The sequence below is a fragment of the Ruegeria sp. HKCCD8929 genome (assembly GCF_013031405.1).
GTDB lineage: Bacteria > Pseudomonadota > Alphaproteobacteria > Rhodobacterales > Rhodobacteraceae > Ruegeria.
Genome location: NZ_WPZY01000001.1, coordinates 266495 through 290923 on the forward strand (window position 1 = coordinate 266495; position 24429 = coordinate 290923).

Annotated in this window: 16 protein-coding genes; 11 read left to right on the forward strand and 5 right to left on the reverse strand. The window is 62.4% G+C overall.

What is annotated here, in order from left to right; translation table 11 throughout:
* Positions 1–15 precede the first annotated feature (15 nt).
* Positions 16–1821 carry an ABC transporter ATP-binding protein/permease gene (locus GOX53_RS01260; RefSeq protein WP_371810239.1) on the forward strand — a complete coding sequence of 602 codons (1806 nt, stop codon included), beginning with the start codon at positions 16–18 and terminating at the stop codon, positions 1819–1821.
* 182 nt (positions 1822–2003) lie between these two features.
* The gene (locus tag GOX53_RS01265) at positions 2004–2327 is read left to right on the forward strand and encodes a hypothetical protein (RefSeq protein WP_171173167.1); all 324 of its coding nucleotides are present in this window, start codon (positions 2004–2006) and stop codon (positions 2325–2327) included.
* A gap of 100 nt (positions 2328–2427) precedes the next feature.
* On the opposite strand, the gene GOX53_RS01270 is transcribed toward GOX53_RS01265, so the two are convergent.
* Both GOX53_RS01270 and GOX53_RS01275 read right to left on the reverse strand, forming a co-directional pair.
* Entirely contained in the window at positions 2428–6225 is a 3798-nt protein-coding gene (locus GOX53_RS01270; protein WP_171173168.1) for an efflux RND transporter permease subunit, read from the reverse strand.
* Complete coding sequence (locus GOX53_RS01275; RefSeq protein ID WP_171173169.1) at positions 6222–7466, reverse strand: efflux RND transporter periplasmic adaptor subunit; 1245 nt, start codon at positions 7464–7466, stop codon at positions 6222–6224. The genes GOX53_RS01270 and GOX53_RS01275 overlap by 4 nt, the downstream gene beginning before the upstream one ends.
* A 224-nt stretch (positions 7467–7690) precedes the next feature.
* Here GOX53_RS01275 and GOX53_RS01280 point away from each other — a divergent pair, with 224 nt between their 5' ends.
* The 5 genes from GOX53_RS01280 to GOX53_RS01300 all read left to right on the forward strand — a co-directional run bounded on the left by GOX53_RS01280 (position 7691) and on the right by GOX53_RS01300 (position 13079).
* Positions 7691–8362: a hypothetical protein gene (locus GOX53_RS01280; RefSeq protein WP_171173170.1), complete on the forward strand. Its 672-nt coding sequence runs from the start codon at positions 7691–7693 to the stop codon at positions 8360–8362.
* A 63-nt stretch (positions 8363–8425) separates the two neighbouring features.
* Positions 8426–9745 (forward strand): PQQ-like beta-propeller repeat protein, encoded by a 1320-nt coding sequence (locus GOX53_RS01285; RefSeq protein WP_254446415.1) that lies wholly within the window; start codon positions 8426–8428, stop codon positions 9743–9745.
* A 50-nt stretch (positions 9746–9795) separates the two neighbouring features.
* Positions 9796–11244 carry a ribosome biogenesis GTPase Der gene (gene der / locus GOX53_RS01290; RefSeq protein WP_171173171.1) on the forward strand — a complete coding sequence of 483 codons (1449 nt, stop codon included), beginning with the start codon at positions 9796–9798 and terminating at the stop codon, positions 11242–11244.
* 167 nt (positions 11245–11411) lie between these two features.
* On the forward strand, positions 11412–12398 hold the full coding sequence (locus GOX53_RS01295) for a fatty acid desaturase (RefSeq protein ID WP_171173172.1): 987 nt from the start codon (positions 11412–11414) through the stop codon (positions 12396–12398).
* A 99-nt stretch (positions 12399–12497) separates the two neighbouring features.
* Positions 12498–13079 (forward strand): helix-hairpin-helix domain-containing protein, encoded by a 582-nt coding sequence (locus GOX53_RS01300; RefSeq protein ID WP_171173173.1) that lies wholly within the window; start codon positions 12498–12500, stop codon positions 13077–13079.
* Positions 13080–13136: 57 nt separating this feature from the next.
* Here the strand turns inward: GOX53_RS01300 and serS are convergent, their stop codons facing one another.
* Positions 13137–14429: a serine--tRNA ligase gene (gene serS / locus GOX53_RS01305; RefSeq protein WP_171173174.1), complete on the reverse strand. Its 1293-nt coding sequence runs from the start codon at positions 14427–14429 to the stop codon at positions 13137–13139.
* Between the two features lie 482 nt (positions 14430–14911).
* On the reverse strand, positions 14912–15856 hold the full coding sequence (locus GOX53_RS01310) for a LysR family transcriptional regulator (protein ID WP_171173175.1): 945 nt from the start codon (positions 15854–15856) through the stop codon (positions 14912–14914).
* Between the two features lie 315 nt (positions 15857–16171).
* Here GOX53_RS01310 and GOX53_RS01315 point away from each other — a divergent pair, with 315 nt between their 5' ends.
* The 3 genes from GOX53_RS01315 to GOX53_RS01325 all read left to right on the forward strand — a co-directional run bounded on the left by GOX53_RS01315 (position 16172) and on the right by GOX53_RS01325 (position 22787).
* Positions 16172–19693: a spondin domain-containing protein gene (locus tag GOX53_RS01315; protein WP_171173176.1), complete on the forward strand. Its 3522-nt coding sequence runs from the start codon at positions 16172–16174 to the stop codon at positions 19691–19693.
* A 63-nt stretch (positions 19694–19756) separates the two neighbouring features.
* Positions 19757–21490 carry a type I secretion system permease/ATPase gene (locus tag GOX53_RS01320; RefSeq protein WP_171173177.1) on the forward strand — a complete coding sequence of 578 codons (1734 nt, stop codon included), beginning with the start codon at positions 19757–19759 and terminating at the stop codon, positions 21488–21490.
* Positions 21483–22787 (forward strand): HlyD family type I secretion periplasmic adaptor subunit, encoded by a 1305-nt coding sequence (locus GOX53_RS01325; RefSeq protein WP_171173178.1) that lies wholly within the window; start codon positions 21483–21485, stop codon positions 22785–22787. The genes GOX53_RS01320 and GOX53_RS01325 overlap by 8 nt, the downstream gene beginning before the upstream one ends.
* Before the next feature lie 63 nt (positions 22788–22850).
* Here the strand turns inward: GOX53_RS01325 and GOX53_RS01330 are convergent, their stop codons facing one another.
* Positions 22851–23765, reverse strand: a complete 915-nt coding sequence (locus GOX53_RS01330; RefSeq protein ID WP_171173179.1) for a LysR substrate-binding domain-containing protein — start codon at positions 23763–23765, stop codon at positions 22851–22853.
* A 145-nt stretch (positions 23766–23910) separates the two neighbouring features.
* Here GOX53_RS01330 and GOX53_RS01335 point away from each other — a divergent pair, with 145 nt between their 5' ends.
* Complete coding sequence (locus tag GOX53_RS01335; protein WP_171173180.1) at positions 23911–24429, forward strand: TRAP transporter small permease; 519 nt, start codon at positions 23911–23913, stop codon at positions 24427–24429.

Below are 24429 nucleotides of genomic sequence, written 5' to 3' on the forward strand. Positions count from 1 at the left end.
AGGCGATTGACCCCGATGCATTCCGACGACATGCCCCATCTCGACGAACGCCGCTCGGGCTGGCGCACCATCCGCAAGGTGGCGCCGTATCTCTGGCCTGCGGATGAGCCATGGGTCAAACGCCGGGTGGTGCTGGCCATGGGGCTTTTGGTGCTGGCCAAGCTGATCGCGGTCTACACACCGATCCTCTACAAGGGCGCGGTGGACGGGCTGGCGGGCGAAGGTGTGCCGCCGCTGGCGCTGGGCGCGGTGGGGCTGACTGTGGCCTATGGTGTGGCTCGGATGATGACCGTGGGGTTCCAGCAACTGCGCGACGCGGCTTTTGCGCCGGTGGGTCAGCGGGCGCTGCGGGCGCTGGCGCTGGAGACCTTCCAGCACATCCACCGTCTGTCGATGCGCTACCACATCACCCGCCGCACCGGCGGCCTCAGCCGCATCATCGAGCGCGGTGTAAAAGGCGTCGAGTTTCTGCTGCGCTTCCTGCTCTTCTCCATCGGGCCGCTGATCCTGGAACTGGCACTGGTTGCGATCATCCTGATGTGGCTCTTCGACGTCTGGTACCTGGTGATCGTCGCCGTCACCATCGCCGTCTATATCTGGTTCACCTTCGCGGTCACCGAATGGCGGGTGAAGCTGCGCCGCGAGATGAACGATCAGGATACCGAGGCCAACCAGCGCGCCATCGACAGCCTGCTGAACTTTGAAACTGTCAAGTATTTCAATGCGGAAGACCGCGAAGCTAAACGTTACGACAGTTCGATGAAGGCTTATGCGCAGGCGGCGCTGAAAACCGCCTATTCGCTGGCATTCCTGAATTTCGGCCAGTCCTTCCTAATCACCTGCGGCCTAGTGGGCGTCATGGTGATGGCCGCCGTGGGTGTCCAGAACGGCGCGCTGACGGTGGGCGATTTCGTGATGGTCAACGCCTACATGATCCAGATCACCGTGCCGCTCAACTTCCTCGGCACCGTCTACCGCGAAATCCGCCAGTCGCTGGTGGATATGGGTGAGATGTTCCGGCTGCTCGAACAGCCCTCCGAGGTGCAGGAACGCCCCGGCGCGCCCGCACTGCAGGTCGCGGGCGGTGAAATCACGCTGGAGGATGTGCATTTTGGCTACGAGGCCGACCGCGAGATTCTCAAGGGTGTGTCGCTGACCGTGCCCGCCGGGCAGACCGTGGCCATCGTCGGCGCTACCGGGTCGGGCAAGTCCACCGTCGGGCGGCTGCTGTTCCGGTTCTACGACGTGACTGGAGGCGCGCTCAGGATCGACGGGCAGGATGTGCGCGACGTCACCCAGAATAGCCTGCACGCCGCCATAGGCGTGGTGCCGCAGGACACGGTGCTTTTCAACGACACCATCCGCTACAACATCGCATACGGGCGCGAAGGGGCATCGCAAACCGAGGTCGAAGAGGCCGCCCGCGCCGCCCAGATCCACGACTTCATCGCCACGCTGCCCGAAGGCTACGACACCAAGGTGGGTGAGCGCGGCCTGAAACTCTCGGGTGGCGAGAAACAGCGCGTCGGCATCGCCCGTACCCTCTTGAAGAACCCGCCGATCCTGCTGCTGGACGAGGCGACCTCGGCGCTCGACACCGAAACCGAGCAGGAAATCAAGGACGCGCTGGCCCGCGCGGGCGAGGGGCGCACGGTGATCACCATCGCCCACCGCCTGAGTACCATCGCCGAGGCCGACCGGATCGTGGTGCTGGAGCGCGGCGAGATCGTCGAGCAGGGCACCCATGACGAATTGCTCGCCCGCGATGGCCGCTATGCCCAACTCTGGCGCCGCCAGCAATCCGATGCCGAGGCGGCCTGACGCCTACCTTCCTCTTGCCTCAGATACTCCCGCCGGAGGCTCGCGCCCGTAAGGCGCGAATTTGTTGCGAAAACACAGCCTGCGGGTATTGACCCCGTGCCGTTCCTCCGGTCATTTCGAGGTCCGCTCATCTGCCACGGGCAGGGGCTTTCATGACCCGACCAATCGAAAGGACATATCGGATGAAGAGATTTCTCGCAGCGCCTGCCGTGGCGATGCTGCTGTCGTTGACCGCCGCCCATGCCGAGGATTTGGAATTCCTGCTTGCCAATGAAAGCAGCGAGGATCTGGTGGAGTTCAACGTCTCTCCGGCATCCTCGGATGATTGGGAGGAGAACTTGCTTGACGGCGGCTACCTCGCCCCTGGATATGAGGCCGGTGTGGTGATTGCCGATGGTCTGACCACCTGCGTATACGACCTGCGCGGCGGTTTTGCCGATGGCACGTCGGTCGAGGATTTCGGCTTGAACCTCTGCGAACTCGGAGGGTACACGTTTACTGACTGACGCAGGTGCACGGCTCCGCATCGCTTGCGCCTATGGCATGGGGCGCGTGCGTATTTTCAGCGAGAAGAAGCAGCGGGCCGCGCAAGGCCCGCTGATGGTATCACTCCGCCGCCTTGAGCGGGGCGGATGGGGTTTCGGCCTTGGGCTTGGGGCCCTCATCCCAGAGGATTTCGGTGGACTGCAGCTTGCGCGCGGTGCGGCTCAGCACCATGTCGCGCGCAATACGGCTGGAGCGTCCGGCGGTGAGCCGCGCCAGCGCACGCCCAGCCCAGATGATATAGGTCGTGGTCCAGACCCGCAGCGCCAGGAATGAGGGCGTCACAACCAGCGTCAGCACCGTCGCGATGCCAAGGCCAAACACCACCGCGGTCGCCAGCTGCTTCCACCACAGCGCCGTGGGGCTGTCGATGGAATAGCCTCCGCCGATGAAATCCAGCGACAGGCCGAACATCATCGGAGTCAGACCGGCCATGGTGGTCACCGTGGTCAGCAGCACCGGGCGTATGCGCGCCTCGGCGGTGCGTACGATGGCCTCGATCCGTGGCATGTAGCGGCTGTATTCCTGATAGGTGTCGATCAGCACGATGTTGTTGTTCACCACGATGCCCGCAAGCGCCACGATGCCGGTGCCGGTCATGATGATCGAGAACGGCTGGTTCATCACCAGCATCCCGATCAGCACGCCGGTGGTGGACAGAACCACAGCCAGCAGCACCAGCACCGAGTTGTAGAAGCTGTTGAACTGCGCCAGCAGGATGATGAACATCAGCCCCAGCGCGCCCATGAATGCGCTTTGCAGGAAGGCACCGGATTCCTCCTGCTCTTCCTGGTCGCCGGTCCACAGCCAGTCGATGGGCATGGGCAGCGGATCTGTGTTCAGCCATTCGGTGAGCACGGCGATGCGTTCATTGGGATTGACCGGCGCGGTCTTGGCATCGCCGCTGTCAAAGGCGTCCTGCACCGCATCGTTTGACGCGGCGTCAACCAGTTCGAACAGGGCATACCGGACACCACCGGTCTCATCCACGATCTCACCGGCTGCACCCGATCCGTCGGGCAGCTCCTTGACCAGAGCCAGTGTGGTTGCGTTCCCGTCAGCATCGGGCGCGGAGACCTTGATCAGCCCCGGCTCTACATCGGCCTTGATGTCATAGTACCGTTTCTGATCCACCCGGCTGATCGAGGCCAGCTTGGCCACCGGCTTGCGGGTGACGAAGTTCGACAGCGGCACCAGTCCGTCCGGGGTGCGCACCTTGATGATGTCGAGCGTGCTCAGCACCCGTTCCTGCTCGGGCAGGCGGACGCGGATCTCGATCTCGTCATCGCTGCCTTCGGGCCGCATCTCGCCCAGCAGGATGCCGCGCGTGACCAGCTGCACCATCGCACCCACGGTGGCCACATCGGCGCCAAAGCGGCCCGCATTGGCTACATCCACGTCGATCTGCCAGTCGATGCCGGGCAGGGGCAGCGAATCCTCGATCTTGATCAGGCCCGGCGTCGCCTCGAACTGCGCCCGCGCGGTTTCCGCCGCCAGTGTCAGGTCTTCCCAACCGTCACCCTTGACCCGCAGATGCACTGGCTTGCCCGAGCCCGGTCCCTGTTCCAACGCGGAAACCTCGGCGACGATGCCGGGCAACTTGACCAATTCGGCATTCAACTCGTCGATGACGAAATCGCCGTCGAAGTTGGGGTCAATGATCTCTTTCTCGAACCCCAGCCAGCGCGACATGAGTCCGCCGATCCAGCCGTCCAACGGTTCATTCGCATGGGGGCGTTCCTCCCACGGAATGATCTCGAACTGAACCTGCCCGACGGTATCGGCGGGTGCGCCCTGATTCGACGGGCCGCCCGTGGCCAGCCCGCCTTCGCCGGCAAAGGAGAAGACGTTGATGACCGCAGGGTGGGCGCTGATGATGTCCTCGACCTGCTGGACCAGCTCATCCTTTTCGTGCAGCGATAGGTTGCCGCGCGCCCGTACATAGGTGGTCGCCTGTTCCGGTTCGCTTTCAACGAAGAATTCGACGCCCCGGTTGTTCTCCTGGAACGTCATCACAGTGAACATCACCGCCCCGGCAACGAGCGCAATCGAGACAATCGGCATGATCGGATTGCCCGCGATGAACTGAATTACGTGACCAAAGGGCGTGTGACTGCTGCTGCGTTCTACACGCGTGGTCTCACGCTCGATGCGTGCCGCGCCCAGCGTCACCGAACCCGCAAACGCGCCCAAAAGGAAAATGAGAACCCCGGTAACCAGACCGGCACCGCCGCCAGTCCCTTCGGGTAGAACATAGGCCGGGTTCAGCATCTGCATCGCGCCGACAAACAGCAGATAGAGCGATGGCGGAACCAGCGCCACGCGTACCCACCAAGGCGTGCGCATCCGCAACCAGTGTGAGATGCGGTCGAGAATACGGCTCATGCGGCCCGAAACCCCGCCCATGACCGGCAGGTAGATCAACGCCACAACCAGCGAGGCCGACAGAACGAAGATCAGGGTCACTGGCAGCATACCCATGAACTCGCCCGGCACCCCGGGCCAGAACAGCATCGGCAGAAAGGCGCAGAGCGTGGTCGCCGTCGATGACACGATGGGCCAGAACATCCGTTGTGCGGCTTCGACATAGGCGTGCATCGGTCCGATGCCGTCCTTGATGCGCTTGTCGGCGTATTCGACCACCACGATGGCGCCGTCGACCAGCATCCCCACCGCCAGGATCAGACCGAACATCACGATGTTCGAGATGCTGATCCCCATAAGCGCAAGCAGCACGAAACACAGTAAGAACGAGGTCGGAATCGCGAACCCGACGAGCAGCGCGGCGCGGCTACCGAGTGCCCCTAGCACCACGATCATCACCAGTGCAATCGCTGTCAGAACCGAGCCCTCAAGCTGCCGGACCATGGAGTCCACAATGCGGCTCTGATCGTTCGACGTATCGACCAGTACCGCAGACTGCAGCTCAGCGGGCCAGCTGTCCTGCGCTTCGGCCACCGTGGCCTTGATCAGCTCAACCGTGTCGATCAAGTTATAGCCTTTGCGCTTGACCACCTGCAGGGCAACGGTGTTTTCGCCGTTGAATCGGGCCGAGCCTTCGCGGTCCTCGAAGGTGTAGTTGATCTGTGCCAGTTCCCCCAGCGTCACCACCCGGTCGCCATTCACTTTGATCGGCAGTTCATAGACATCGCGTGCGGTCTTGAACGACGACGGGATCTTGACCGAGAACGTGCCCTGCGCGGTCTCGACCTCACCGGCGGCAATAAGCTGGTTGTTGTTTTGAACAACGGTGATCAGTTCGGCGGCGGTGACGTTATAGGCTTCAAGTCGCAATGGGTCGATCACCACCTCAAGCATCTCGTCGCGATTGCCCGCGATCCCGGCCTCCAACACCGCGTCCAGCGCTTCGATGTCGTCCTGCAGATCCTTGGCAATCCGCGCCATTGTCCGTTCAGGCACCGCGCCGCTCAGGCTGACGATGACGATCGGGAACTCAGAGAAGTTGATCTCGGTCAGCGTGTACTGTTCCGCGCCTTCCGGGAACTCGGCCTGCGCGCTGTTCATGGCGTCGCGGACATCGGCGGTGATCGCGGTCTTGTCCCAGCCGAACTCGAACTCCAGCGCCACCCCGGCATAGCCTTCGGCAGCGGTCGAGGTCATCTCCTTCAGACCGTCCAGATCGGCGAGCTCGGTTTCCATCGGTTTGACCAGCAGGCTTTCGCTGTCTTCAGCAGAAATGCCGGGGAACTGCACCGAGACGAAAAGAGCCGGAATTTCGATATCCGGCTCCCCTTCCTTGGGCAGATTGACATAGGCGAACCCGCCGACGATCAGCGAAATCGCGATGAAGGCCAGAACCATCCGGGCCCTGTCTGCAGCCCAGCCGACGATACCTATCATTGCGACACCTCCTGATAGGTCGGCGCGACGGCCACGCCCTCGGTGACGAATTCCTGACCGACGACGATCACATCCGCTGTTTCTGGCAGACCGCCGATCCACACACCGTCAGCCGAGTCGCGCAGCAACTGGACCGGTAGGAAATCGACCACATTGTTCGCGCCGACAATGCGCACACCCAACTGACCCTCGTTGTTGAGCGTCAGCGCCGATTGCGGCAGTAGATGCGCCTTGGCGCCCTCGGCCGAGATCTGGATGGTCGCGGTCTGCCCGTCGCGGATCAGCAGTTCGGGGTTCGGTACGGTGATCTCCACCTCGAAAGTGCGGGTGGTTTCGTCCGCCGACCGGCTCAGGAAAGTCACGCGGCCCTGCACCTGCAGCCCGGTCACCAATTCCGCTCCGGCCATGGCGCCGACCGTGATGCGGTTCACCGCGGTCTCGGGGACGAACCCCACCAGCTTGATCGGGTCCAGCTGGATCACGGTGGCGCACAGCCCGCCGGGCTGCATCAGGCTGCCCAGTTCGGCGGTATCGCTTTCCAGCAGACCCTGAAACGGCGCCTCGATGGTCAGCCTGTCGATCTCGCGTTCGGCTGCCGCAACGGCTGCGGTCGCGGCCTGGATCCCGGCGCGGGTGGTTTCCAGCCCGGCCTCGGCCGACTTGATCCCGGCCTCGGCGGCGCGCATCGCGGCCTCGGTCGAGATACGGCGCGTTTCCGACGCATATCCGGTTTCCGACAGCTTGCGGGCGGCGGTGTTGTTGATCTCGGCCTCGGCCAGCCGCGCGCGCGCCTCATCCAGGCGGGCCTCGGCCTCGGGGATGCGGCTTTCGGCTTCGATCTTGCGCGCGCGCGCCTCGGCCAGCGCCGCATGGCGGGTGCCGGCATCCAGTTCGCACAGCAGATCACCGGCTTCGACGAACACACCCTTGCGTTTGGGTTCGGAAATCACGGTCGATGTGGTCTCGGCACGCACCTCGACCTGGCGCACTGCCTTGGTCTGGCCGCGCAACACCACCGCGCTGTCAATCTCACGCGCGACCGAGCGCAGGGCGACCACACCCACAGCGTTTTCCGCAGCCTCGGCCACCGCTTCGCTTGCCGTATCCGTCGCTTCAGCGTCGACCGGTTGCGCGGCAGCGGCCTCGCCCCGGGCAAAGGCAAGCAATGCCTCGCGCTCGAAAACAAGAAGATACAAGGCAGTGATCACCAGAAACGCAGTGACAATGGGAATCAATCGCATCTTGTGCCTCTTTCGGAATCGTCTTGGTATTGAACGCTTTGACGCATACGCCCTCAGATGGGGTCTTATGCTGGACTTGTCCACTCTGAACTGACCAGTTCAGAATATTTTTTTTAATCTGCCAACGCAAGCGCCACGAAAATGACCGTTTCTGAGCCCTTGGCTTGTTGCAAGGGGCGGGGTATGAACGGGCCGGATATGGCCAGGAAAGGACCAGGGCGAGGATGAGCGACACCGACAGTTTCATCGAAGAGGTGACCGAAGAGGTCCGCCGCGACCGCATGTTCCTGCTGCTGCGCCGCTGGGGCTGGGTCGGTGCGCTGGCCGTGATCGCCATCGTCGGCGGTGCCGCGTTCAACGAATACCAAAAGGCCAAGGCACGGTCTGCGGCCGAGGATCTGGGAGACAAGATCATCGCCGCGCTGGCCGAAAACGATGAGGCCGCCCGGGCCGGCAAGCTCGTCGGCGTCGAGGCCGAGTCCGCAGGCGGCACAGCCGTGGTGCAGATGCTGACCGCAGCGGCGCAATCCAATTCCGGCAACCCCGAGGCCGCCGTCGAGGCGCTGAACTCGGTCGCCACAAACGGTGAACTGCCCGAGATCTACCGCCAGATCGCGGCCTTCAAGGCGCTGCTGCTGCAAAGCGACAGCCTGCCCGCCGCCGACCGCCGTCAACAGTTTGAGGCGCTGGCCCGGCCCGGCGCGCCGCTGCGTCTGCTGGCCGAGGAGCAACTGGCCCTGATCGACATTTCCGAAGGCGGTGCCGACGCCGCAGTAACCCGTTTGCAAGCGATCATTCAGGACGCCGAGGCAAGCGTAGACTTGCAACAGCGTGCCTCTCAGTTGATTGTGGCTCTGGGCGGGACGCCCGAACCTCTTCCGGGGCAACAGGGCTAGGCGGGGCCAGGCCCGGCGTTGGGCCGATAGCAGCAACAGGACGACAGGCGAGTTCAGATTACCATGGTTACCACGATTTTCCCCCGCCTTGGGCTAACGCTGATGGGCCTGACGTTGATGACACTTAGCGCCTGCGAAGAGTCTGAGGTGATCCTGCCTGGCGAGCGCGAGGATATCCGCCCCGTGGCCGAGGACGCTGCGCAGGCCCTGGGCTCGAAACCCATCCGCCTGTCCGCGCAAAGCGCGAATGCCAGTTGGGAGCAGGGGATCGGCACTCCGAATTTCCGCACCGCGCACCCGGCGCTGCGCACCAACCCGCAACGGATCTGGTCGGTGCCGATCGGCAGCGGTGACGAGCGCAAGCAGCGCATCACTGCCGATCCCGTGGTAGCCGGTGGCCTGATCTACACGCTCGATTCCGCCGCTACTGTTTCTGCCGTCACTCCTCAGGGCGCCGTGGCCTGGAGTGCAAACCTGATCCCACCGGGCGAGAGCGAGGCCGAAGCAACTGGCGGCGGCATGGCTTATGCTGGCGGTGTGCTTTATGTGTCCTCCGGTTTTGGGCGCCTGACCGCGCTGGATGCGCGCACCGGTGCGGTGCGCTGGCGGCAGAAGCTGAACGCAACCGGCAGCGGCACGCCGACGATCCGCGACGGGCTGCTCTATCTGGTGGCGGGCGACGATACCGGCTGGGCGGTCAACACCAAGGACGGGCGCATCGCCTGGCAACTCGAGGGAACCCCTAGTGTTGGCAACGTGCTTGGCGCTCCAGCCCCGGCGCTGACCTCAGATCTGGTGGTGTTCGCCTTCGGCTCGGGCGACGTAACTGCCAGCTTCCGCCGTGGCGGCATCCGGCGCTGGAACGCCTCGGTGACCGGCGGGCGCAAGGGCCGGGCTGCCGCCCGCATCGGCGACGTGACCGGCGCGCCGGTGATCTCGGGCAATTCGCTCTATATCGGCAACCATTCGGGGCGCACCGTCGCGTTCGACGCCGCTTCCGGCGAACGCATCTGGACCGCAGGCGAGGGCGCCCTGGGCCCGGTCTGGCCCGCCGGCGACAGCGTGTTCCTGGTCAGCGACCGCAGCCAGTTGATCCGGCTCAGCGCCGCCGACGGCAGCGTGATCTGGGCCCGCGATCTGTCCGGTTTCGTCAAGGACAAGCCCCGCAAGCGCGGCGAGATCTTCGCCCATTACGGCCCCATCGTGGCCGGTGGCCGCGTCATCCTCGCCTCCAATGACGGCTATCTGCGCTTTTACACGCCCGAGGACGGCACGCTGGTCAACCGGGTCGAGGTGCCGGGCGGGGCTACCACCGGACCGGTCGTGGCAGGCCAGACGCTTTATGTGGTATCGACCGACGGCAAACTGCACGCTTTCCGTTGACGGCGAGATGCGCTAAAGGGCGCGTCTGAGTCTTTGCAAAGATAAGTGCCATGTCCTTGACCCTCGCCATCGTGGGGCGCCCCAATGTGGGTAAATCCACCCTGTTCAACCGCCTCGTGGGCAAGCGTCTGGCGCTGGTCGATGACCAGCCCGGCGTGACGCGCGACCTGCGCGAGGGCGAGGCGCGTCTGGGCGATCTGCGCTTTACCGTGATCGACACCGCCGGGCTTGAGGATGCGACCGACAACAGCCTGCAGGGCCGCATGCGCCGTCTGACCGAGCGCGCGGTGGACATGGCCGATATCTGCCTGTTCCTGATCGACGCCCGCGCCGGAGTGACGCCGACCGACGAACTGTTTGCCGACATCCTGCGCAAACGCTCCGAACATGTGATCCTTGCCGCCAACAAGGCCGAAGGTGCCGCGGCCGATGCCGGAGTGATCGAGGCCTATGCTCTGGGTCTCGGCGAGCCCATCCGCCTTTCGGGTGAGCATGGTGAGGGGCTAAACGACCTCTACACCCAACTCATGCCACTGGCCGACGCGGCAGAAGAGGCCGCCGAACAAGACACCCCCGAAACCGATGTCGCGGTGGAAGAGGGGGACGAGGATGCGGTGTCCGCCATCACCGCCGCCAAACCCCTGCAGGTCGCCGTAGTGGGCCGTCCCAACGCGGGCAAATCCACGCTGATCAACAAGATCCTGGGCGAGGATCGCCTGCTGACCGGCCCCGAGGCCGGCATCACCCGCGATGCCATCAGTTTGCGCACCGACTGGGGCGGCACGCCCATGCGCATCTTCGACACCGCAGGCATGCGCAAAAAGGCTAAAGTGCAGGAGAAGCTGGAAAAGCTCTCGGTTTCCGACGGCCTGCGCGCGGTCAAATTTGCCGAAGTGGTGGTGGTCATCTTGGACGCCGCCATCCCCTTCGAACAACAGGACCTGCGCATCGCCGACCTGGCCGAGCGTGAGGGCCGCGCCGTCGTGGTTGCGGTCAACAAATGGGACGTCGAAGAGAACAAGCAGGAGAAACTGCGCGATCTGCGCGAGTCCTTCGAGCGCCTGCTGCCGCAGCTGCGCGGTGCCCCTCTGGTGACGGTCTCGGCCAAGACGGGCAGGGGCCTCGACCGTCTGCATGCCGCCATCCTGCGCGCTCATGAGATCTGGAACCGCCGTATCACCACCGCGCACTTGAACCGCTGGCTGACCGGCATGCTGGAACAGCACCCGCCGCCAGCCCCGCAGGGCAAGCGCATCAAGCTGCGCTACATGACGCAGGCCAAAACCCGACCGCCCGGGTTCGTAGTCATGTGCTCACACCCCGACAAGATGCCCGCCAGTTATTCGCGGTATCTGGTCAACGGTTTGCGCGAGGATTTCGACATGCCCGGCACGCCCATCCGCCTGACCCTGCGCGGACAGGGCGACAAGAACCCCTACAAGGGACGGCGCAAGAAAAACGCAGGCGCGCTGGCCAAACATCTCAAGGGAAAGGCGTAACCGCGCCAATTTGCTGCACTTTCAGCCGCAGGGCGTGACAGCGCCCCGCCTTTGACGCTAGCATCCCCCCATACGCGACAATTTCCGCGTGTGGCCCGTCGGAGTACGGGCCAGTTCTGGTTTTGACGAGACATTGGTACCGGGCCCGGCCCGGGAACAGGGGTGGTATGGATCTCAGAGCTTACACTCGGCAATACGCCGTGCAGGACAATCGGCTGGCCTCACTCAGCTATTTCGGCACCTTCGCCGTCTATTTCGCCGCGCTCTGGCTGGCGGTGACCTATGTGCAGCATTGGTACATCCTGCTGCCCGCCGGCGCGGTCTTCGCCTTCGCCGCAGTGCGCCTCTATGTGCTACAGCACGATTGCGGCCACCATTCGCTGTTCGAAACCCGCACCCAGAACGAGATCGCGGGCCACATCCTGTCCCCCTTCACCTTCGCCCCCTTTGAGGTGATGAAGCAGAACCACAACCTGCATCACGCAGGCATTGGCAATCTGGAGCATCGAGAAACCGGCGAGATCCACACCATGACCCTGCGCGAATGGACCGCCGCCGACTGGAAAACGCGCCTCTTCTACCGCCTCTACCGCAACCCGTTCATCCTGGTGCCGGCGGGCGCGTTGTTTACCTATTTCATCCGCTACCGCTGGCCCAAGAACACCACCCGTTTCGGCGTCCGGGGCGTGCTGCTGCACAATCTCTCGATCGTAGTGATGCTGGGCCTGCTCTACCTCGCCGCAGGCGCAACCGGCATTTGGGTCTGGCTCGTCTTCTCTTTCTTGGGCGGCATGCTCGGCGTGTTCCTCGTCTACCTGCAGCATAATTTCGAGGACACCTACTGGGACCGCCGCCCCGATCTCGACCCACAACTGGCGGCGCTTCAGGGCTCCTCCGCGCTCGATTTCGGCTGGTGGTTCGACACGGCGGTCGCCTGCATCACCCTGCATGACATCCACCATTTCAACGCCCGCATCCCGTCCTACCGGCTGCGCGCCTGCCACTACAACCTGCCACCCGAATGCACCCCCCGCCGCATCAAGTTCCCCGAGGCGGTCGCGGCGCTGAACCTCAAGCTCTGGGATGAAGAGGCAAAACGGCTGGTGCCCTTCCCGAAATCCCAATCCAGGGCAGGGGTGCCGCAAACCGGCTGATTTGTGACATTTGATGTGAATCATATCGGGTCCATATCAAATGGATCATAATCCTCCGCGCTCATCCGAACCGTGGCAAAGACAAGGAAAGGACCTGTAATGAAACCAGTCACCGAAGTGCGAGGCGTCGGCCCGACGCTGGGCAAGGCCCTGATCGCCCTGGGCATCAAGACCGCCACCGCATTGGCCAAAGCCGCGCCCGAGACACTGGTGCAGGTTCCCCGCATCGGCACCGCCCGCGCTCCGCGCCTGATTGCGGCGGCGCAGGAACTGGCCGGAACCAAACCGGCGCCGAAACCCGCGGCCAAACCGGCCCGCAAATCGACCACACGCGCTGTGACCCGCAAGGTCAATGCCGCCGCGGCCCGCGCCAACGCGGCCAAACCGGCAACACCCTCCAAAGCCGAGATCGAGGCTGCTGAAGCGAAAGCGGCAAAGGAACGGGCCGAAGCCAAAGCGAGTAAAAAGGCCAAAGCAAAGGCCAAGGCTGAAAAAGCTGCCCGGAAGAAAACGGAATTCGAGGCCAAGGTGAAAAAGGCCAAGGAGAAGATCAAGGAAAAGTCCAAGAAGGACAAGAAATCCAAGAAAGACGGCAAGAAAAAAGACGCCAAGGGCAAGAAAGACAAAAAGGGCAAAAAGGAAGCCAAGGCCAAGAAGGACAAGAAAAAGGCGAAGAAGTAACCTTCTTCGCCCTTAACCCTGCTCAAACCGGCGTCGGGTTCTCCGCCGCCGGTTTTCTTAGGCCAATGTGCCGTTCAGCCCCAGTGTCAGCTTGCCGCCGAGATAGGGGGCAAGAACATCTGGCAGCGAGACAGTGCCATCCTCGTTTTGCCCGTTCTCCAGCACCGCGATCAGGCAGCGGCCGACGGCCAGGCCGGATCCGTTCAGCGTATGCACGTATTCCGGCTTGCCGCCGCCCTCGGGACGGAACCGCGCATTCATACGGCGGGCCTGGAAATCGCCGGTGGTCGAGACCGAGCTGATTTCGCGATAGGTGTTCTGCCCCGGTAGCCACGCCTCGATGTCATAGGTGCGCCGCGCCCCGAACCCCATATCGCCGGTGCACAGCACCACGGTGCGATAGGGGATGCCCAACTGCTCCAGCAGATCCTCGGCACAGCGCAGCATGCGCTTCTGTTCGTCGTCCGATTTCTCCGGATGGGTGACCGAGACCATCTCGACTTTCTCGAATTGATGCTGGCGCAGCATACCCGCCGTGTCCTTGCCCGCGCTGCCGGCTTCCGAGCGGAAACAGACCGTATGCGCCGTCATGCGAATGGGCAGGGCGGCCTCGTCCAGAATATCGCCCGCCACCGAATAGGTCAGCGTCACCTCGGATGTCGGGATCAGCCACCAGCCATTGGTGGTCTGATAGCTTTCCTCGCCGAATTTCGGCAGTTTATCCGTGCCGTACATGGCCTCGTCACGCACTAGAACCGGGGTGGCGGTCTCGGTCAGCCCGTTCTTGTCGATATGCGTGTCCAGCATGAACTGCGCCAGCGCGCGATGAATGCGCGCCACGCCCTTGGAGAGGTTCACGAAGCGGCTGCCCGAGGTTTTGGCGGCGGTTTCGAAATCCATCGCTGCGGCTACGGCCGGGATGTCGTAGTGCTCTTTTGGTGCAAAGGCAAAATTGCGGGGATTGCCCCAGCGGTTCACCTCGACATTGTCATCCTCATCGGCGCCCTGAGGCACATCCTCGGCGGGCAGGTTGGCAATGCGCGCGAGCTGATCGGTCAGCTGCGCGTCCAGCTCCTTGGCCTCGGCCTGCATGGCGGCCACTTCGGACTTTTTCGCCGCCACATCTGCTCGCAGCCGCTCGAACTCGGCCTCATCGCCCTTGGCCTTGGCGGCCCCGATGGCCTTGGCGGCCTTGTTCTGCTCGGCCTGCGCGGTTTCGGCGGCCAGAATCTTAGCGCGCCGCGCTTCATCCAACTGCAACAGCGACGACGACACCGGCGCATCCCCGCGCCGCGCAAGGGCGGCGTCAAAGGCGGCAGGATTTTCGCGAATGGCGCGGATGTCGTGCATGGCTCTGAGTCCTTGAATTGGTCGTGTACTAACACGGCCCTTAGACCGAATTCTGCCGGGCGTGACAACCACCCGTTTGTAGTGGAGCTGTGGAATGCCGGCGCGTGCGACAGGAGGCGTTGACTCCAAAAATGAATGCCGTCGAGTTTTCTGAAACTGACGTCGACTTTATGCGGTAAGGACGAAACGGCCCGTTATGCTGCGAATCTTGTTCGTCCTGTCGGGATCATTTTTTCACCGGATCACTCCTCGCCGGACCGGGAGACAAAGCAGATCAACCGGTGGCTGCCACTTCCTGAGACATTTGGCCGAAATCGGAACCCGGCGGCATTAGCCGCTAGAGCCTGCGAATGGCTTGGCTGTGGCCCACTTCAGCCTTGGCTTCTCCCAATCTTGGGCATGAACGCTTCGAGCCGTAGCCCGGGGCTCGGATGGACAAACGACGGAGTAAGGCATCGTTCACAAATTCGAGGGATGTGATCTCAGGCGGAGACAGCGGTGGGCCTGGCGGGCTTCATGCCCGAAGCCGGCAAGGTTTTGGTTTTGGTTGCCTGTCTTTCCTGACAGATCTGGAAAATGAATTCCTGAACCGTCTGAATCCGCGCGAGGTTGCGCATGTCCGGATGGGTTAGCATCCAGAGGTCGGCCGTGGTCTGCAACTGTCCCGGCAGAAGCTCGACCAGATCCGGGTGCGCCTGTGCAAGGTATTTTGGGAACGGGGCTATTCCAAGCCCGCTTTTGACGGCTTCAAGTTGTGCCAAAAGGCTGTCGGTGGTCAGCGCCACGTTGCAGCGTTCTGAGAGCAGGGCGAATTCCCGGCATTGGGCCGTTTGCGCCAGCGCGCCCGAAGCCGCGACGATATTGTGACCGTCCAGATCCTTCACGGTCTCAAACGGTTCGATGTCGTCGAGATAGAGACGCGAGGCATAGATGCCGAACCCAACCGAGCCTAGCTTGCGCCCCACCAGCCGCTCTTGCCCGGGTTGCCCGATACGCACGGCAATATCCGCCTCGCGGTTGAGTAGATTCACTTTGGCCGTGGACAGTAGCAGTTTGATCTGCAACCCCGGATGCGTGTTGTGCAACTCGCGCAGGCGGGGAGCCAGCATTGTCTGACCCAACCCGCTTGGGGCCGCAACCGTGACTGTGCCTGTCAGCAAACCATCGTCGTCATAGATCGCTTCATTGATCAGCAGCATTTGCTGCTCGATCTGTTCGGCATGATCCAGGATTGCGCGACCGCAACTGGTGGGCGAGACTCCGGACACACTGCGGTCAAACAGAGTGGCAGAAAGCTCTGCCTCCAGCTCACGCAGTTTGCGCCCGACGGTTGCCGAACTTTCAGCCAGTTGCTCGGCGGCGCCAGCGATGCTCCCGGCGCGGGCGACGGCAAGAAAGAACCGGAGCAGGTCCCAGTTCTGGCTCATCGGGGCCCCGGGTCGTATGGATTTGGCCTTTTGCATCGCGGCGGACACTCGTGATCAGGCAGTATCGATTGCGGTGAAAATACTCCTCAACAGGTACCGATAGCCCGATTGCAATACCACTCAATTTTAGTTGTGCGGATGTGAGAATAACTAATTCTATAATATATACAGATAGTTGGATATCTTTTCAGCTTTAGTTGGACATGAGGCGCAGCGGTTCATTTCTGATGCGTTGAGCTTTTGCCGTCCCTTCACAGGTTCAGTCGTGACCGGCGCGCATATTGGTCTGCGCCGGCGTGACTGGAGGCAAAAACTATGAACGATGAGAACAATGTGAACCCCATCGTCGGCACCGCTGGGCCGGATCCGCTTGTGGGAACGGACGGTGATGACGTCATCCGGGGATTGGCTGGTGACGATGTGCTGACCGGAGGTCTTGGCAACGACACGCTGGACGGTGGCGCGGATATCGACACCGCCGTTTATTCGGATATCGACGTCCCCGTCGAAGTGGATCTGGCTGCCGGCACAGCAACCCGCGAAACCGGGTTCTCGGTTGTGGTCGAGGATCAGCCGCTGGCGTCGCTGACCACACAGCAAAGCCCCGCCGAGCTGGTCAGCGAAGCCGCTGCCGGCAACCTGTATTACAACATTCACACAAATGATTTCCCCGGCGGTGAGATCCGGGGTCAGTTGTTGTTGGCCCAGGATGTGACCACGGAAAACGGTGTTCGCACCCTGACGCTGGTGGCCACGCTCGACGCAGCACAGGAGCCGGATGGCGCAAGCGACTCGCTGGCAACCGGAGAAGGCACTGTTGTGATCGTCGTGGACGGCGACAGCGTGACCTACAGCTCAGATCTGTCGGTGACCGGTCTTGCCACATCCGATCTGTTGCCGGTGGCGGGTGTCAGCGCCATTCACCTGCACAATGCGCCCGCTGGCATCAACGGCCCGGTGATCACCGATATCGTGCAGGATGCGGGTGGTGACGTGAACGGCCTGAACCCGCAGGAAGAAGACGGCAACGTCTTTGATGAGGCGGTTGAGACCGACACTCTGATCAGCATCGAAAATGTCGAAGGCTCTGACGACACCGACGTGTTGGTGGGCGATGGCAATGCCAACGTCCTGAATGGGAACGATGGCGACGATGTGCTCAGCGGTCTGGGCGGCGCCGACGTGCTGAATGGCGGTGCCGGCGACGATACCCTGTCGGGCGGCGGCGGCGTCGACATCATCGACGGCGGTGAAGGCATCGACACCAACGATTTCGGCAACATCAATCTGGGTGCTGCGGATCCAAGCATTGCAGGCGTGACCGTGGTTGTGAATGCCGATGGCACCGGTACCGCATCCTATAACGGCGGTGGCGGAAACGGTCCGCTGATCGAGGAACAGTTCACGGGCATCGAAAACATCATCGGTTCGTCCAACAACGACGATATTCGCGCCTTAGGTGCGGCCCCGAATGACATCGACGGCGGTGCCGGGGATGACTTCATCGCCGGTGGCGGCGGTGTCGATGTGCTGAGCGGCGGCGAAGGCGTTGACACCAACAGCTTCATCAATATCGGTGCCGAAGTGGTGGCCGACCTGGGCTCGGGCAGCGCGGCTTATGCGCCGAACGAGAATGTGACTGTGTTCGAGAATTTCGACGGGTTTGAAAACCTCGACGGTTCGGCCAATGACGACCAGCTGTTCGGTGACGGCGGGGCCAACACCCTGACCGGTAACGAAGGCAACGACCTGCTGGTCGGGCGCGGCGGCAACGACCTGCTGGAAGGTGGCGAAGGCAACGATGTCCTGCAGGGCGGTGGTGGCGCCGACACGGTGGATGGTGGCGAAGGTATCGACACGGCGGATTTTCAGGATATCGGTTCGGCCGTGACTGCGGATCTGTCAGCGGGCACCGCGACCTACCAAGGGCCGAATGGTGAAGTGGCCGACACGCTGATCGACATCGAGAATCTGACCGGGTCCGACAACGATGACAACCTGACCGGCGACGAAGGTGACAACCTGCTGGCCGGTGGTGCCGGTAACGACACCATTGAGGGCGGCGCGGGCAATGACGTCATCCGCGGTGATGCCATCGGTGACGGTGAAGCGATCACCGTGACCGTGACCAACACGCTGGGCGAGGGCGGTACCTTCCTGACGCCGGTCTGGTTCGGTTTCCACGACGGTGAGAACTTTGACCTGTGGACCGATGGCGAAGCGGCCAGCGGTGGTCTGGAACGCATTGCCGAGGATGGCAGCGTCGAAGGCATCGCAGCCGAGTTCAACCAGGAGGTTGGCGATGGCGGAGTGGACGCCACCATCATCGGTGGCATCGGGGCCCCGGGTCCGATTGATCCGGGCGAAAGCGCCAGCTTTACGCTGAACGTCAACGCCGATCAGGTGGGCCGTGGCTACTTCACCTGGGCAACCATGGTGATCCCGTCGAACGACGCCTTCTTGGCCTCACCCGACGACCCGTTGACCGATGCGTTGTTTGATGAGGACGGCAATTTTGCCGGTCCGCTGGTCATCGAACGCTTTGGCAGCGACGTTCTGGATGCGGGCACCGAGGTCAACACCGAAGAGGACGCCGCCTTTATCAACCAGACCGCGCGCGATCAGGGCATCGCCGAAAACGGTGTGGTTCGCAGCCACGAGGGCTTCAACGGCTCCGAAGGCAACCCGGACGGCACTCCGGTCAACATCCTGGGCGGCACCACTGCTGCGGGCACCGTCGTTGATCCGATCGAGGGTGATTTCACCCGCAATGACGGTGGTGAGCAGTTGCTGCGCATCGTGGTCGACATTGCCGAAGGTGGCGATGACGAACTGTCCGGTGGCGCTGGAGAGGACATCATCGACGGCGGCCGTGGTGACGACGTGATCGACGGCGGTGCCGACGATGACAACCTCACCGGTGGCGCAGGGCGCGACACGTTCCAGTTCCGTCGCGGAACCGGATCAGACATCGTGGCCGACTTCACCGCAGGGGCCGAGGCTGGCGATTTCCTAGATGTCTCGGACTTTGGCATCACCGGGATCGAGGGCCTGGACATCCGGCAGGAGGGCGAGAACACCGTGATCGACCTTGGTGAAGGGGACCAGATCACGCTGGAAGGCGTGGCTCCAGAGGAGTTGGAGGCCGGTAACTTTGTCTTTGCCGATGCCCCGGAACCGCCGCAGCCAGAGGTCGAAATCGAGGTGACCAATGGCAACGACGATATCGTGGGTGGTGATGAGGCCGAGACCATCAATGCCGGAAATGGCAACGATATTGTCGAAGCCGGTGGTGGCGACGATGTCGTCAATGGCGGCAACGGCGATGACGACCTCTTTGGTGAGGACGGCGACGACCAGCTTTCGGGCGGCAACGGCGACGACAACCTCGACGGCGGTGAAGGCGCCGATGTGCTTCAGGGTGGTCGCGGCGATGACCTGCTCGAGGGCGGAGACGGTGCCGACCGGATCGAAGGTGGCCGTGGAGACGATGAAATCGACGGCGGCGCCGGCGACGATATCATCTGTGCCGGGATCGGCGACGACATCATCAATGGCGGGTTCGGCAACGACCGCCTGGAAGGCAACCGGGGTGCGGACACCTTTGTGTTCGAGGACGACTTCGGTGACGACGTCATCGCCGACTTCGAAGCCTTCTCCAACGGAGACGTTGTGGATCTGACGGCGGCAGATATCGAGTTCGATACCTTCGCTGACCTGGCCGGAGCGATCTCGCAGCAGGGCAACGACGTGGTCATCGACCTCGGGGACGAGGGCTCGATCACCCTGCTGGGTACCCAGGTGGCCGACCTGAACGAGGACAACGTTCTGGTCTAAGTGAACCGGCGGCGGGCCCAGGCCTGCCGTCGTCTCTTTTGGTTTCCATCGACGGAGCTACCCATGCCTGCAGAAACATCCCATCGTTCCGAAGTGACCCGGGCCATCCGGGCCAGCCTACCCGGCCTGGTTTCGGTCGGCGCGTTCAGCATGATCATCAACCTGATGATGCTGACCGGCCCGTTGTTCATGATCCTGGTCTATGACCGGGCTCTTCCCAGCGGCAGCGTTCCGACCCTGATCGGGCTGTCTGCACTGATGATCGGGCTTTATGCGGTGTTCGGGCTGCTCTCGCAGGTCAGGTCCCGGTTGCTGATGCGAATTGGCAACCGGATCGGCAACCGGCTGCAGGAACGTGTCTTTTCGGCGCAGCTTGCGCAGGTATCCGGCCAGGGCGGGGCCAAGGGGCAGGATTCCATGCGCGATCTGAACACGATCCGCGAATTCATGGGGGGCCAGACGCCAGCGGTATTGTTCGATGTGCCCTGGACTCCGATCTACCTGCTGTGCGCCTATGTCCTGCACCCCTACCTCGGCTATGCGGGTCTTGCAGGCGTTATCTTTCTGGTTTTCGTCGCCATCCTGAACAACGCGCTGTCCCAGCGGGGCGTAAAGCGCGCGTCACAGGATCAAACCCGTGCTGCCCGCCTGATGTCCGATGTTACCCGCAATCATGAGGTGATCAGCGCGATGAACATGGGCGGCGATCTCTATTCTCGCTGGAGCGCGTTGCAGAACAAAGTGCTGGTCGGGCAGAACCGGACAAGCGATCTGGTTTCCGATCTTTCGGTGTTGTCGCGGACCGTCCGGATGCTGCTGCAATCGGCGGTACTGGGCTTGGGCGCCTATCTGGCCATTGGCGGCGATCTAAGCGCCGGATCGATCATCGCGGCGTCGGTTCTGGTCGGCCGCGCGCTTGCCCCGGCCGAGCAGGCAATCTCAGGCTGGCGGCAATGCGTTGCAGCCACCAGTGCTCGGGCAAGGCTTGAAACACTTCTGGCGGACAATCCGGTGATCGCAAGCAGCATCCAACTCCCGCATCCCAAGGGCGATATCGAGTTGAAAGGCGTGTACGCCGCCGCCCCGGGCGGTACGGTTCCGATCCTGAAAAATGTCAGCCTGTCTCTGAAGGCGGGTGAAGTTCTGGCTGTCATCGGGGCAAGCGGATCGGGCAAGTCGACATTGGCCCGGGTGATCGTGGGCGCGTGGACCGCGATACGGGGGCATGTACGGATCGACCGCGCCGATATCGCGTATTGGAATGCGATCCAACTGCGGGACGCCATCGGGTATCTGCCGCAATCCGTCGAGCTGTTCGATGGCACGGTGCGCGAAAACATCGCCCGGTTTCAGGCAGATGCAGAAGATCAGGACATTATTGCCGCCGCCAAGGGCGCCAATGTTCATGACCTGATCCTGAACCTGCCGAATGCCTATGACACCTTGCTGGGAGAGGGCGGCAGCGCCCTGTCAGGCGGTGAGCGTCAGCGGATCGGCCTGGCCCGCGTGCTCTACAAAAGCCCCTCGGTCGTGGTTCTGGACGAACCCAATGCCAATCTAGATGCCGCTGGCATGACTGCGTTGCACATGACGATCGAGCGGCTTAAGTCGGCGGGCAAAACCGTGATCCTGATTGCGCACCGCCAGGGTGCGTTGGCACTGGCCGACAAGGTGCTGGTGCTGGACAAAGGGCAGGTTTCGGCCTTTGGCCCGCGCGAGGACGTGTTGAACACCTACTCCCAAAACCGTGCCCGCAAGGCCAAAACGGTTAGCAAGGAGGAGCTGAAAGATGCATAAGGACAGGACAAGATCCCACGCCCTTCCCAATGATCGCACTGGTGGCTGGACGGTCTTCGGTCTGATCGTAAGCGTCGGATTGCTGGGCGGGCTGGCCGCGTGGAGCATGAAGACCAGCATCGACGGCGCAGTGATCGCGCCGGGGATGGTCGGGCTCGAGACCAGCCGGCAAGTGGTTCAGCACCTTGAGGGTGGTATTATTTCCGAAATTCTCGTGCAGGAGGATGAAAGGGTTGCCCGTGGACAGGTCTTGATCGAGCTGGATAGGACCCAGGATCAGGCCGAGCTGAATGCTGCGACCAGCCAGCTTACGACTTTGACGGTTCGTAAGGCCCGACTTGCCGCCGAACTGGAGCAGGCAAAGTTCCCGACGGCGAATCTTTCATCCCTAAACGGCGTCGAAGACATCATTCTGGCGGAAAGCAGGTTGTTTGCGAACCGGGCGGCCTCGGCTCAGGCCAATACCGAACTGTTGCAGGCCCGCAGAAAAGCGCTTGAGGCGCAGATCAACGGCCTTCTCAGTCAGAACCTGTCGCTGGGGGCGGATATGGAACTGACGCAGGAGGAACTGGCATCGATCACGCCGTTGCAGCAGAAAGGGTTGCTTCCGATCACCCGTGTGCTTGAGGTGCGCCGGAACATTCTGAACATCGAGGCGGGTCTGTCGGGAAACGCCGCCCAGATCGAAAGTCTGTGGTCGCAGATCGCCGAGGTGGACAGCGAGCTGAGCAGCGCCGAGGCTGCGCGGCGGGAGCAGATTTCCGCGGACCTTGCCGAGGTCGATCAGCGACTGCGCGAGTTGCGCGAGCGGCGTGTCACCCTGAACGACCGCCTGCAACGCAGCAGGATCGTGGCGCCTCGGGACGGGAAGATCCTGAACCTGGCTTTTCACACGCAAGGCGGCGTGGTTGCGCCGGGTCAGGTGTTGCTGGAGATCGTGCCGGTTGAGGAGAATACGGTTTTGATGGCCAACATTCCTGTCACCGAAATCGACCGGGTTGCAACCGGACAGGAGGCAACTGTGCGTCTTACAGCGTTCAACCTTAACGAAGCCCCAGAGTTACAGGGCAAGATCGCCACTGTTTCTGCCGATACGCTGACCGATCCGGCAACGAACATCCCCTACTACAGTGCGGAAATCGCCATAGAGGCAGCTGAGTTTGATCGGCTGGGTGATCTGCAACTGGTACCTGGAATGCCGGCCGACGTGATGATTTCGACGGGTGAGCGCCGGGTGGCGTCCTACCTTACGCGCCCGATTTATAATGCGTACTCGCGGACGTTCCGGGATGAATGAAATGGGTATTCGGACCGCATGCTTGGCGATCAGGTAGCACTGCGCAGGGAGAAGGGCAGCCACTCAGAACAACGCCTGAATGCGCCGCATTTCTTCGATGAGAACCTGCACGAAGCTATCCGCCAAAATCGAAGGAGGACGGTGAGCAGGGCGCAGGATCGACACTTGCAGCACAACGTGCGGGGCGAAAGGCCGGAAGACGATGCCACTTTGCCTACCTAGTGCCTCTATGTGCCCCGCCGCCGTGATCGGATCGCAGACGCAATAGCACAGCCCGTTTCCCACCAGCGCCATCGCGGGATGGAAATTGCGCAGCTCGAAGCGCTGGTTGAACCGGGCGCCCTGCGCTTTGAACGCAGCCTGCGTGTCGATCAGGTTCGGATGCCCCTCGGGCAGCGCCGCCATCGGGGCATTGTCCAGATCACCCGCGGTGATCCGCGATTGTGCCGCCAGCGGGTCCGAGGCGGGCAGGGCGCAGACGCAGGCCATCTCGAAATCCTCACTCAGCGTGGCCTTGGAGACGGCGGGGGTCTCGGTCACGCCGATGTCGTATTGCTGCGAGGCGATCCATTCCTCGATCACCGATGAGGCGCGCATCATCAGTGACACCTTCACGTCCGGCTTGTCCTTCAGAAACTCCGCGATCAGCTGCGGCATCACCACCAATGCGGCCGCGGGCATGCAGGCGATGTTCAGCCGCCCCTGCGACATGGTGCCGATTTCGTGCATGGTGCGGGTGGACAGTGCCAGCCGGTCAAGGATCGCCTCGGCCTCGCCGATGAAATAGCGCGCCTCGGGCGTGGGCACCATCTTGCCGCGCTGGCGGCGGAACAGGGCGATGCCCAGCTCGGCCTCGAGATTGGCGATAAGGGCGCTGACCGCAGGCTGCGTGCGGGCGAGGATTCGTGCAGCGTCCGAGACCGACCCGGTGCGCATCACCTCGCGAAAGGCCTGCAACTGGCGAAAACTCAGATTCATGGCGCCTTGATTTCCCTCGAGTTTCTTCAAACCCATAAAGCAACCCTATTCCTCAATCAATTTATTCGTTTTGACTTAATGGATGGCGCCCGCAAGTTTCTCCGCCACGGATGCACTGCCTGCATCCCGGAACATGGAGGGGGAGATGAACAGGGCTTCGAGTATCATTCTGACGGTGCTGATCTGCCTGGTGGCGTTGGGCCAGTTCGTGCAAGTGATCACCCGCTATGTGCTGGAGATCCCGGTAATGGGATTGGAGGAGAGCCTGCTCTATCCCACGCTCTGGCTCTATATGCTGGGCGCGGTCAACGCCTCACGCGAGAACACGCATATCCGGGCCAATGTGCTGGAAATCTTCCTGACGACCGAGCGCCAGCATCAGGTGCTGGCGATCATTGGCGAGGTGATCAGTCTGATCGTCGGCTGCTGGCTGACCATGTGGGCCTGGGATTTCACCAAATATTCGCTGCGCGTCTGGCGTGAGAGCCCGACGCTCTATCTGCCGACCTTCTATGTTGATGTCGCGCTGATGGTGGGGCTGGTGCTGATGATGATCTTCACTGCCTGGCACCTGCTGCTGCACCTGCGTGCCGTGTTCGGCCCCTCCGTGGCAGAGCCGCAGCCCGTACCGGTCCCGTCCGCAGACCCCCGCAAGGAGAATTGA

What these genes read in the sequence shown, in the direction of transcription:
- GOX53_RS01310 (WP_171173175.1), bottom strand. Translation starts at nt 15,856, where the DNA reads ATGAGCCAGAACTGGGACCTGCTCCGGTTCTTTCTTGCCGTCGCCCGC.
- der (WP_171173171.1), top strand. Translation starts at nt 9,796, where the DNA reads ATGTCCTTGACCCTCGCCATCGTGGGGCGCCCCAATGTGGGTAAATCC.
- GOX53_RS01285 (WP_254446415.1), top strand. Translation starts at nt 8,426, where the DNA reads ATGGTTACCACGATTTTCCCCCGCCTTGGGCTAACGCTGATGGGCCTG.
- GOX53_RS01320 (WP_171173177.1), top strand. Translation starts at nt 19,757, where the DNA reads ATGCCTGCAGAAACATCCCATCGTTCCGAAGTGACCCGGGCCATCCGG.
- GOX53_RS01280 (WP_171173170.1), top strand. Translation starts at nt 7,691, where the DNA reads ATGAGCGACACCGACAGTTTCATCGAAGAGGTGACCGAAGAGGTCCGC.
- GOX53_RS01275 (WP_171173169.1), bottom strand. Translation starts at nt 7,466, where the DNA reads ATGCGATTGATTCCCATTGTCACTGCGTTTCTGGTGATCACTGCCTTG.
- GOX53_RS01270 (WP_171173168.1), bottom strand. Translation starts at nt 6,225, where the DNA reads ATGATAGGTATCGTCGGCTGGGCTGCAGACAGGGCCCGGATGGTTCTG.
- GOX53_RS01330 (WP_171173179.1), bottom strand. Translation starts at nt 23,765, where the DNA reads ATGAATCTGAGTTTTCGCCAGTTGCAGGCCTTTCGCGAGGTGATGCGC.
- GOX53_RS01300 (WP_171173173.1), top strand. Translation starts at nt 12,498, where the DNA reads ATGAAACCAGTCACCGAAGTGCGAGGCGTCGGCCCGACGCTGGGCAAG.
- GOX53_RS01265 (WP_171173167.1), top strand. Translation starts at nt 2,004, where the DNA reads ATGAAGAGATTTCTCGCAGCGCCTGCCGTGGCGATGCTGCTGTCGTTG.
- GOX53_RS01295 (WP_171173172.1), top strand. Translation starts at nt 11,412, where the DNA reads ATGGATCTCAGAGCTTACACTCGGCAATACGCCGTGCAGGACAATCGG.
- serS (WP_171173174.1), bottom strand. Translation starts at nt 14,429, where the DNA reads ATGCACGACATCCGCGCCATTCGCGAAAATCCTGCCGCCTTTGACGCC.
- GOX53_RS01260 (WP_371810239.1), top strand. Translation starts at nt 16, where the DNA reads ATGCATTCCGACGACATGCCCCATCTCGACGAACGCCGCTCGGGCTGG.
- GOX53_RS01325 (WP_171173178.1), top strand. Translation starts at nt 21,483, where the DNA reads ATGCATAAGGACAGGACAAGATCCCACGCCCTTCCCAATGATCGCACT.
- GOX53_RS01315 (WP_171173176.1), top strand. Translation starts at nt 16,172, where the DNA reads ATGAACGATGAGAACAATGTGAACCCCATCGTCGGCACCGCTGGGCCG.
- GOX53_RS01335 (WP_171173180.1), top strand. Translation starts at nt 23,911, where the DNA reads ATGAACAGGGCTTCGAGTATCATTCTGACGGTGCTGATCTGCCTGGTG.